This is a genomic window from Pirellulales bacterium (genome assembly GCA_036499395.1).
Classification (GTDB): Bacteria; Planctomycetota; Planctomycetia; order Pirellulales; family JACPPG01; genus JACPPG01.
Genome location: DASYDW010000005.1, coordinates 1 through 9,966 on the forward strand (window position 1 = coordinate 1; position 9,966 = coordinate 9,966).

Annotated in this window: 10 protein-coding genes; 6 read left to right on the top strand and 4 right to left on the bottom strand. The window is 53.9% G+C overall.

The window, feature by feature from the left end; all coding sequences use genetic code 11:
• Positions 1-6 precede the first annotated feature (6 nt).
• From VGN12_00915 to VGN12_00930, 4 genes are all read right to left on the bottom strand, one after another.
• The gene (locus VGN12_00915; GenBank protein HEY4307986.1) at positions 7-216 is read right to left on the bottom strand and encodes a hypothetical protein; all 210 of its coding nucleotides are present in this window, start codon (positions 214-216) and stop codon (positions 7-9) included.
• 141 nt (positions 217-357) lie between these two features.
• Entirely contained in the window at positions 358-723 is a 366-nt protein-coding gene (locus VGN12_00920) for a DUF6573 family protein (GenBank protein HEY4307987.1), read from the bottom strand.
• Complete coding sequence (locus VGN12_00925; protein HEY4307988.1) at positions 720-1,055, bottom strand: hypothetical protein; 336 nt, start codon at positions 1,053-1,055, stop codon at positions 720-722. Before VGN12_00925 ends, VGN12_00920 begins: the two co-directional genes overlap by 4 nt.
• Before the next feature lie 85 nt (positions 1,056-1,140).
• Positions 1,141-1,398 carry a hypothetical protein gene (locus VGN12_00930; GenBank protein ID HEY4307989.1) on the bottom strand — a complete coding sequence of 86 codons (258 nt, stop codon included), beginning with the start codon at positions 1,396-1,398 and terminating at the stop codon, positions 1,141-1,143.
• Positions 1,399-1,809: 411 nt separating this feature from the next.
• Here VGN12_00930 and VGN12_00935 point away from each other — a divergent pair, with 411 nt between their 5' ends.
• From VGN12_00935 to mobF, 6 genes are all read left to right on the top strand, one after another.
• Positions 1,810-3,891 carry a hypothetical protein gene (locus tag VGN12_00935; GenBank protein ID HEY4307990.1) on the top strand — a complete coding sequence of 694 codons (2,082 nt, stop codon included), beginning with the start codon at positions 1,810-1,812 and terminating at the stop codon, positions 3,889-3,891.
• A gap of 445 nt (positions 3,892-4,336) precedes the next feature.
• Positions 4,337-5,278: a VWA domain-containing protein gene (locus VGN12_00940; protein ID HEY4307991.1), complete on the top strand. Its 942-nt coding sequence runs from the start codon at positions 4,337-4,339 to the stop codon at positions 5,276-5,278.
• 260 nt (positions 5,279-5,538) lie between these two features.
• Complete coding sequence (locus VGN12_00945) at positions 5,539-6,450, top strand: hypothetical protein (GenBank protein ID HEY4307992.1); 912 nt, start codon at positions 5,539-5,541, stop codon at positions 6,448-6,450.
• A gap of 13 nt (positions 6,451-6,463) precedes the next feature.
• Positions 6,464-7,414 carry a hypothetical protein gene (locus VGN12_00950; GenBank protein ID HEY4307993.1) on the top strand — a complete coding sequence of 317 codons (951 nt, stop codon included), beginning with the start codon at positions 6,464-6,466 and terminating at the stop codon, positions 7,412-7,414.
• Positions 7,415-7,533: 119 nt separating this feature from the next.
• Positions 7,534-7,854 carry a hypothetical protein gene (locus tag VGN12_00955; GenBank protein ID HEY4307994.1) on the top strand — a complete coding sequence of 107 codons (321 nt, stop codon included), beginning with the start codon at positions 7,534-7,536 and terminating at the stop codon, positions 7,852-7,854.
• Positions 7,851-9,857, top strand: coding sequence for a MobF family relaxase (gene mobF, locus VGN12_00960; protein HEY4307995.1), 2,007 nt, complete (start codon positions 7,851-7,853; stop codon positions 9,855-9,857). The genes VGN12_00955 and mobF overlap by 4 nt, the downstream gene beginning before the upstream one ends.
• Positions 9,858-9,966: the final 109 nt, after the last annotated feature.

Below are 9,966 nucleotides of genomic sequence, written 5' to 3' on the forward strand. Positions count from 1 at the left end.
TGCCATTCATCGTTTCAACTCCCGTCGGCGAGACTTGGAAACTCCTGACAACCATTGTCGTACCGTCAGCACGTCGGTGAAAATGTGCCCCTCTTGCTCCTCCCGAGACTTCGACAAATAGTCTTGAGCTTCCTTCTGCCAGACATAGTCCAAGATTACTGCCATCGCCTCCGCGATATGGTCCGGCAGCCGACGGCGCGGCATGGCTCTGGTCATTCTTCCTCCGAAATGTTGGGGTAAAGACTTCTCCCCTCTGTTGCGTGAATGCTCGTAAGCCAAGGGACGGGGCGACCCGCGCAGAGTGCTCGCGGATGCCTAGCGTATTGGCTTGGGGACTGCGGAAATTCGACAAGTGGATTAATCTTCATGCGGCAGCATCACCGTGATTACTGGCTCCAACTCGTCCCCGGGGCCGCAATGGGCCTTGAGATTAATCGGCTGGGGCGGTTTGCCCCCCTTGGCGACCAACACGTCGAAGTGAACCAGCTGTCCGCCGCCAGCAGAGCGGATGCTACACCGAAGCACGTTCAGGATGTCCCACAGTCGCCCCTGCTCGTCTTGACCTTCATCCTCCTTACTTACAGCGACGCAGTCGCCCCATACGGCCTGTGTCAAGGCGACGGGGTAGCGAAATCCTGCCTCCGCCGCCATCTTCGAAACGTCAATCAAAACGCCGTCCGCAATTGCTTGTTCGCGGGTGTAGCTAAAAATGATGTCGTTCATCCTTCTTCGTCCTCCGTAAGGTCACTCAAAAGATTGTCGGCGAGTTCGTACCAATCAACCTCTGATAAGGCAGCATTCATCAGGTCCGCATAAACGGTGGCATGCTCGCGAACGGGTGAACGCTCCTCAAATTCTTGCCGTAACGTATTCGCCAGCGAACGTATTGAATCCTCCGGCGCTGACTCCTTCGTGCTTCGCGACTTTTCGGTTGAGAGTGTCACGAAAGCGAGCGTCCGAAAGTAGTCGAATGCTGCTCGGTCATTGCTCATCCACAGCGATACGGCCCACGTTTCGTAGTTGGTGAAGCCGTTGTATCTGTTCTGTTTCTCCATCTGGTCCATCATCCAAAAAGTGCGGCCCTTTGGTGGTTTCTGAGAATTGTTTGCCGTCTCTCCGCCACCTCTGGGCCACACGCTTTTATTCCTCATCGCCCCCAAGGTCTCGACCGTTCATCCAGTCGATGGCCTGGTTGATGGCCTCGCGGAGCAAGCACAGGTCCGCGACACCGTTGAACGTGGCGGTGTACTTTGGCTCCTTGCTGCTCGGGTCGACAAAACGCCGGGACGGCGCCGCCGAATGCCATCGCCTGCCGTCAGTCTCGTTTTCCCAGACGGCGAGTCTTACGCCGTTCAATTTGGCTTCATAAGCGGGTTTGGTTCGTTCAGTCCTCTCCATATCCTTGTCTCCTTCATCGTCTTCACTGTTCTGCAAGGGCCTTATTGCACTTGCAGCACTTATAGTGCCTCAGGTGTGTGGATCTCCTCCGGTGAGTCTTGGGATCCGCAACGAAGCGACTGCACGACTTTGCAAACTGAGGGACAGCAATCGCCCAGCAACAATGGTCACGGATGACCCTGGTGAAGGCGCCCCAGGCTATGGGACGCTCGTGACGTTGACCGCCGCTAGGGGTTCTTCATTCAGACGGAACGAATTCGTCGATGCCGCAAATAGGCGAATCGTTACCAATGCCGCAAAAGCTTTGTTTTGCGCGTTTTGCCCAGTTTGCTCGGAATAAATTCCGCCCAATTTTGTCCCGGCCCCTGTGTATAAGGGGAAGAGATCCTTAAGACGCTTGAGGGGACGACTATGCTTCCAGATACCTGCGAACTTGTAGCCGGATTTCAGGAATTCTGGCCTTTTGCCGAGGCGTTGATCACTGGGTACCCGCTTCCGCAGGAATTTGCGGCACGGTGGATACTGGCTCAATCATCCGACGAACTAACGCTCAATGACGTTGATCCAAGTCCCATATTCTGCGTCCTACCAATATTCTGTTCAGAGAGCTCATTTATGCGGGCCGCGGCACGCAGAATGATCGCATCCCAGATGTGGACAACACTCGATTGCGATGCTGCCCTGAAGCCAATTGTAGATTTCCTGAGTTCGACTGAGAGCGAAACTGCCTGGAAGGAATGCGTGGAATTGCTGTTGGATATTCGCCCGGCAGTTTTGTTCCGCATGATATGCAGCCCTGAAGAATCGTTGCGCAATCGCGTACTGGAATTCGTGAAGATCGCCATTGATAAAGTGCCTCTTGACATCTTTCGTCGATGGTACAAAGAACACTTACGGCCGGAGCATCAAGTCAACCATAGTGCGCCGCAGCGAAAAGGCATTGCCGCAGACTTGCTGGAATGGCTGTCATCCGAGGGAATGCGCTTAACGCATGGTCCCTCCGGCCATCGTGCAGCCATCGCGAGCGCATTGGCGGAGGCACCAAACGAGAATGAAGAGGCGATTGCCTTCCTCGTGGAGATAATGGTCGACGATCCAAATATGGATGTTGTGAGCGCAGCTACGAGTGCGCTCATCGAGCATTATCCGGAACATTCATTTTTTCTAGATCTCGCCGGAGAGTTGTTTGAAAAGCCCTTCCCACACAGACTTCCTAGACTCTACCGTTCGATGCGTCGAGGTCTTTTTGTAGATGAGTTTCCGGCGCCGCTGTTGCCGGTGCTTCGAAAGGTTTGGAATGATCCAGGCAAAAATACGGACATCCTTGACACGAGAACCTTGCGGATCCTTGCAAAGCATCGCGTTTCTGACCAAATCGTCTTAGACGCCGCTTCTCTCGCCCTTGGTCATCATCGGCGGACAGTCGTGCACGCGGCCTTAAAATGGTTCGATGCCACAAATGAAAACAGAGGCGCCAGGGCGCTCGCGGAGGCTATTCCTAGAATCATTGACGACCGACTAGCCCGTCTGGCTGGCATGAAGGCAGTGGAGATCGCTCCCCGAGCAATTGACGTCACTTCGGCAGTCGCGAACGCGACGTGCTTCCGAGTGGACTTTTTGAAAGATCTGTTCTGGAAATCAAAACACGAACCAAGGATAGCAGATGAAATGAGAGATGCTGAACGGCGATTGGCAGGATTCTGCGTCAAATATATTTCCCGCGACGATCTCGCCCGCGCCGTGTACGGAAGCCATTTGTTTGATTCAAATCCGATCGAGATATATGGAAAGCATGCCACTCACTCGATTGTTCCTGAACTCCTGTTAGCAGCCACCTTCAATCTGCCTGGAAACGTCAGCGATCTATTAGCCGAGGCAGATAGAGGTGGACACCCGGATGACCTTAGGTTGAAGCATTCACTTCTTCCGCTTTTGCAAAGCCCGAAAGACAATGCCAACGACATAATTGAGAAGCTTTCAAACAGTTCTTGGGTTCAGATGACTTTCCGTGCTATCGCTCGATCTAACGCAGCAAAGAGACTATGGGAGAATGATTCGGAAGAGATCATCAGTTGTTTTCTGGCCGATTTCTACTCGATGCTGAAGCGCTCCCCGAGGTCACTGTTTAACCTGTATGAGCATTACACGTTCTTTGGTTGGCTAAGAACAGTATTCCACAATCTTGTATTGAGCGATCAGCGAAGAGGTCTTTCCTACCGAGTTCGTAGGAGCGACATACCTCTACATGAACTTGAGGATGAATATTCATCTGAAGAGCAGAAACGAATTGTGCGGATGGACCTCGTGGCGATGGCCTTCGGCAAACTCGACCCTTACACTCTCGGTATTCTTCTGCAGCGATTGGTCTACAAAGTGCCTCGTAAGCAGCTTTCCCAGCACTATGGCATTAGCGTCGAAAGGTTGCGCGGGATCGAAGAGAGAGCAATTGCACAGCTCAAGCGTCGGGAGCATCAGATATTCGGCGATAGTTAGTATCACAGGCGTCGATGGCTGCCTGCTGGAGCTCTTGCATCCAGGGACGAAACCTTATTGCAAGTGACGCCACATAACTAAACTCAGCGTCGGTGCACTCGTGCGCGACAACCCTCTGAATGAGTTGTCGGTTGACAGTTGGTGAAGCCTGGTCGGGCTCCCAACAAGGCGGCGGCAAGCCGACAATTGCCCAAAAAGCGGGCATATCTACGTCAGCTGCGTCTAGTGGCTGACGCTCTGACTCTGTGCTTTTAGCCGGATCCATCGGGCGAAACTAGCGCGTACTTCGATATTGGTCAAGCTTTCGGGACCCTGCGTTCTTGGCTCCAGAAAGTTTTTTTTCAGAATCTTGCCCAAAAGCGATCCCATCGCTGTGTAACAGAGATTGAGGGTGTCGTGGCAATCAGCTTGAGGCGACGTATTCAAATCAATCTTGGAGGCAGCCATGAAGGACGGGGACATTTCACGGCGCAGGCGGCTGGATCCGATTCGTCGGCACTACTACGCCCGCTATCGGCAGTGGCGTCAGGCACGTCGCATCCTTGGAGTGGATCACCTTCCGCACCCGGCGGCCGGCATTATCGCGCCGCTCGACAAGCTTATCGCAGAATTGCTGCGAGCCCCCACCATCGACGATCATCGTGTCCGCGTTTCGCGGTTGTTTTCTCTTTTTCGAATGGAGACTCTCATGGTCATGAAAGGCTGGATTGTATCGAAACCACGGTCGGAAGTGGAGCGGCTGAACCCGCTGCATGACAATCCCGAGTCGCGATCGCCCTGCGTTTTGTTGATCGACACATCCATTTCAATGACAAACTCTATGGCTCAGGTCAATCAAGGCTTGGCTGACTTCGCGTCCATCCTTACTTCGGACGCTCTGGTGTCGGAGCGCGTTGAGGTGGCGATCGTGACCTTTGGCCCAATCCGGGTAGTTCAGGAATTCCTTCTAGCATCAGAGTTTGTATCACCACATCTCAAGGCAATCGGTATGACGCCAGGGTTCGGCGCTTTACTGAAGGCAGGCGAGATCGTCAAAGAGCGGCTTGCCCTGTACAAGCACCATGAGCTCGATTCAACCCGGCCGTTTGTCTTAGTAATCACGGATGGCGCATTTTCAGACACGGAACTCACTGATGCCGCCAAAGCGATGATTGCCGACTTTGAAGGCGCGCCGAATCCTGCAGACCGTGTCGCATTCTTTTTTGTGGGGGTCGACGGAGCCGACATGAGCGCGCTCGCAAGCTTATCGTGCCGTAAGCCATTGCCTCTCAAGCATGCGAACTATCGAGCGATGTTTCGCTGGGTAGCCGCGAGTATGCAAGCGATCAGTCGCTCCGTTGTTGGCGAAGAGGTCGATTTACCACCTGCAGATTGGGGCAAGCTATGAAAGCACTCGCCGGAAAAGGGCGGAGGCCCATCGAAATCAAATTACCTCCCTTGCATGAGGGAGGCGAGGGAACGATTTGTGCCATTGAGGGTCAGTCTGACCGAGTGGCCAAACTTCCCAAAGATGTACAGCACGTTTGCGAAGCGAAGCTCCAGGCACTTCGTAGCAGATTACAGATTGCGACAGGGACGTTTTGCATTTGCGCCCCGCAGGAACTCTTGTATTCGTCCAAAGACAGTTCACTTTGCATCGGATGCGTGATGCCGTACGTCTCTCATGCTAGACCACTATTTCAAATTTATCGCGAACTACGGAATGGTAAGTTGTCGCTCAAGGACGGATTGAGCATCTCACGTCATCTCGCAGAAGCGTTCGCCAATGTTCATCAATCACACTCACAGATTGCAGACGTCAATGACTGCAACGTCTTGGTGGCCGCGGGAAACCGTGTGGTGATTGTCGACGTCGATTCGTTCCAGGTGCAAGATGGTGGGCAAGTCTACAGATGCAATGTTGGTAGGCCAGAGTACACGCCGCCAGAATTGCAAGGCGTGTCGTTCTCATCGATCGATCGAACAGTAGCTTGTGATTTGTTCGGTCTCGGCGTGATCATCTTCAGCCTACTAATGCGCGGCTTTCATCCGTTCGCTGCGGGTTTTAGCGGATCTGGTAACGCACCACCACTAGGCACGCGGATTCGCAACGGCGTATTTCCCTATGCACAACGCGGCGTTCCGCATTATCGCCCAAAGCAATCGGCACCGCCGTATGACGCACTGCCAGCCGAGGTGCGAAGGCTATTCCGTCGATGCTTTGAGGGAGGTCATCGCGATCCTCATGTGCGCCCGACCGCCAAAGAGTGGGTCCAAGTGCTTCAGCGTGTGACAGCAGCCGACTTCGCTGCTAATTGCCCAACGAACGTCCGAACAATTACCACCGTGCAGGCATTCGACAGGCTCCGCGCCAGGTTAACCAAGCGACTTAAGACCACTAAGAAGATTGCAGTTGTCGGCGTCATAGGCGCGGTTTCAATGGGCATCCTCGCCGCAAGTGTGAGCCATTGGGCTGTGAATGCTTTACCAGCTGGAGGCACAACACGTACGACAGTCGCTACAGCTAAGCCAACGCCACGACTGTGGTGGACGTTGGCAAATAATCCCTACAAACAATAGTGGAGCGTTGTTTATGCGTACCGACCAAATACTCGTCTGGGCGGCTAGCTTGCTCGAAGTGTTCTTGCGTCCTCTCATCTTGCTTGTCGTCATGTTGTATGCCACATCCCTGGCGTGGTCAGCACCTCTAGAAGGGGTGGACAGTCCGCTCAGACAGGCCTATGAGTTAAAAGAGTTCATAGCAACAAAGGAACAGGATCTGGCACGCCGCCAAGAAAGCATGATTGACAGTCTACAGAAGGCTGTCGACCGTTTTGAAAGCGCAAGCGAGCACGGAGCCAACGAGGTATTTCAGGAAATGCAGCCGTTGGTTCGCGCTCTCTCTGCGGCCTCGCAAGATATTCTAAAGAATGAAGTCGAGTATCTGGCGAGCTTGAAGCGTCTGCTTGTTTCGCACTACACGACACCAGAAGCCTACCTCGCGGCCGCCAAACTCTTCAAGGAATACGCGGCTGAGGAACCATATGCGGAGATCAAGGAGGACTACCTCAAGCTTGCAGAAACCTGGTCGTTGTTGTCGGAAAGGTCGTGGGCCGAGATGGCAGCCATTGAGGCAGAGGAAGCAGAATTGATCGCCTTCAAACAGTACCTCGAACGCTCGTCATTATTCTTGAAGAGGCTCGACGCTCATCTATCGAGTGTTCCCAATCAAGTTGATGAACAGCAGCGTCAGTTACATCTGGCAAAGATGAAGCGATACGTCAAAGGATTTGAAGAACTACGCGCATCCCTCCACACTTTCCATGAGAAGGTAAAGACGACGTCGCGATCTTCTGCCATCGAACAGTCGAAGCTCGCTGCCGCGGTGAAGTCCGCGACGGCGCCCGACTCTAGTCACGCTTCGAAGTCCAAGGTCGCAGTCGCACGCACAACAAACGCGCGTACAGCTAAGAACCTATCCGAAAACCGGAGAAGCGCTGTCAATGCGAGCGATTTCAGCGAGGACGTTGCTGGTATTCGATAGGCTCTAAGTCTAACGACCACGTGACAGACTAGGCCGTTTGGACGTTGGAAATGCGTGTCGCCATCGCTGGGCGATATCAGTACCTCACTGCCGCGCATCGGTCCTAATCGAATCTCCCAATGAATACATGGATTATGGCGAATCAGAATAAAACGATTGCATTCCGCTTGCACGACTCTCTAGCGGCACGATTGGCCATTCAGGCTACCGAACGCCAAATGTCGATCGGCGAGTTGTCACGGCAAATTGTCATCGAGCACTTAAGCAACACGTCCCAAGTGAAGATGACCGAGGGACTCGCACGACTCGAAAACCAGCTCCGCCTCGCGACGCTGACGTTGCTATGCGATGCAGGACATGCAGAGCCAGCAGAAGCGCTCGATTGGGTGCGGAGTCATCTGGGACCCGTGAATCCAATCGAAGGAGGTACGACGCATTGATTACCTCCAACCGAATCGATTCGAAAAACATGCCATATTACCGCGACAAATACTTCTTTGCGAATCCAGATGCGCCGGGATTTTGGCTTGGTAGTGGTTGCGCGCTGCTTGGCCTCAGTGGCACGGTTACTCAGCAACAGCACGAGCGACTGTTTTACGGCTACTCACCTGAAGGGATACCCCTCATCCGCAATGCTGGACCGACGAATGGATGGTATGGAATCGATTTTACTGAAAACTGTGACAAGACGGAGTCGATCCTCTTGGCTTCAATGTGGAAAAAGCGATCTCACGATGTCACGGCTCTAATGGTAGACGCTGCCCGGCCGATGATCGCTTTCGTGGAAAAGCATGGCGCGACTCTTCGATTCGGAACCCAAGGTACCGATCGTCAACGGCCACAAATGGTGGTTGGTGCATTCCCGCAGATGGAGAATCGTGATGGCGAATGCCACGCGCATGCCCATCTGATATTTTATCGGCCCGCATTTGCGTCGGACGGCCGCTCTGGTGCCCTCGATCAGCAATCGCTTTTTCAACCACAATTGAAAATGGCAATGGGTGCGTTGTTCCGTGTAGAGCTCGCCTATTTGAGCGAGCAACGGTTTGGGATGACGCCCATTCGCAAATCCTTTGGCTTCGCGATCGAAGGCGTACCTCAAAATGTCGTCGACGCCATGTCCACCCGCCGACAGGCGATCGAGGCGCGACTCTCAGAAGGTGGCTTCGCGAGCGCTCGGGCCGCCGCTTTTGCGACCCTAGCTACCCGGTCCGCGAAAGTCCATGTTCCGCTTCCGGTACTCGTCGAAGAGTGGGAGTCACAGTTCAAAGCTCTTGGCTTCGGTCCTGACCAGGTCGCCCAATGCCTTAATCACGTGCCGCCGTATCGAGATGACATCGAGATACGGCAGGCGACGGTCCTAAAGCGGGCTCTCGATCGCGTAACCGAGCACAAGAGTAGTTTTACCGACTTCGACCTAGTTCGCTTTGTAGCTGAGGAAGCGCAGGGCAAAGGACTTTCTGCCCAGATGGTCTGTCAGACCGTTGATCGCGCCCTTGAACAATCTCCAGCGATCGTGCGCCTTGGATATCAAGAAGAGAGACCGCTGTTTTCGACGCCGGAGATCGTGGCGCTTGAGAAGTCTCTACTTGCAGAAGCGGAAGTAGCGCAGCGCGACCATTCTCACGTAGTCAATCGGCAAGCCATCGACAAGGTTTTGGCGCACTATCCCGATCTCTCGCCGCAGCAGCGTGATGCGGTGTGTTACCTGACGGCCCGACCGGGCGCCGTGCAAATCCTTAGCGGGTGGCCAGGTGCAGGAAAGACAACATTGCTTCGCGCCGCTCGCGAGGTGTGGGAATCCGAGGGTTACTCCGTTTATGGCGCCGCGCATACCGGGAAGGCCGCGGTCGGACTTGCGGCCGAGGCCGGAATCCAAAGCGACACCATCGACATGACATTAATTCGCTTGCGCAAGGAGTCAGAATCGATTCGACAAGGAGGGCGATCGTATCTCGGTATTGATCATAAGTCGATCTTCGTTATCGAGGAAGCGGTTACAGCCGGTACGCGTCAATTAAAGGAGCTCCAGCGCGAGTTGCTCGAAAGAGGCGCCAAACTGAACTATTGCGGCGATCCTCGCCAAACACAATCGATCGAATTTGGCGGCGCCATGGCCGGCTTGGCAAGACGAATCGGACATTTCGAACTTACTGAGATTCGCCGGCAACAGGAATCCTGGGCGCGTGAAGCAGTTAAGGATCTTGGCGAAGGTAACGCGCCAGCTGCGTTGGCCAAATATGCCCAGCGCGGATTGTTGACTGTGGCCAACGACCGGACAGCGGCCATGGATCGTTTGACACAGGACTGGGCGCGGCAAGGACTCAGGAATCCCGAAGCGAACTTGATCCTGACCGCAACGCGTGCTGAAACCCAAAAGGCCAATCACATTGCGCAATGCCTTCGGACTAAGAGATATAACCGAAAGTTGTGGATGAGTTGAGTTGAAAAAGGCGGCGTACTTGGGTTTGAATTTGGTTGATTACGGACCCAATTCCCCAGGAGTACGCCACCATGCCCGAGAGTATCAATTCGACGTTGTCCTTGCCAGT

Bases quoted from the DNA above. Each gene is read 5' to 3' on its own strand.
- VGN12_00915 (HEY4307986.1), bottom strand. From the start codon at position 216: ATGACCAGAGCCATGCCGCGCCGTCGGCTGCCGGACCATATCGCGGAG.
- VGN12_00920 (HEY4307987.1), bottom strand. From the start codon at position 723: ATGAACGACATCATTTTTAGCTACACCCGCGAACAAGCAATTGCGGAC.
- VGN12_00925 (HEY4307988.1), bottom strand. From the start codon at position 1,055: ATGGAGAAACAGAACAGATACAACGGCTTCACCAACTACGAAACGTGG.
- VGN12_00930 (HEY4307989.1), bottom strand. From the start codon at position 1,398: ATGGAGAGGACTGAACGAACCAAACCCGCTTATGAAGCCAAATTGAAC.
- VGN12_00935 (HEY4307990.1), top strand. From the start codon at position 1,810: ATGCTTCCAGATACCTGCGAACTTGTAGCCGGATTTCAGGAATTCTGG.
- VGN12_00940 (HEY4307991.1), top strand. From the start codon at position 4,337: ATGAAGGACGGGGACATTTCACGGCGCAGGCGGCTGGATCCGATTCGT.
- VGN12_00945 (HEY4307992.1), top strand. From the start codon at position 5,539: ATGCCGTACGTCTCTCATGCTAGACCACTATTTCAAATTTATCGCGAA.
- VGN12_00950 (HEY4307993.1), top strand. From the start codon at position 6,464: ATGCGTACCGACCAAATACTCGTCTGGGCGGCTAGCTTGCTCGAAGTG.
- VGN12_00955 (HEY4307994.1), top strand. From the start codon at position 7,534: ATGAATACATGGATTATGGCGAATCAGAATAAAACGATTGCATTCCGC.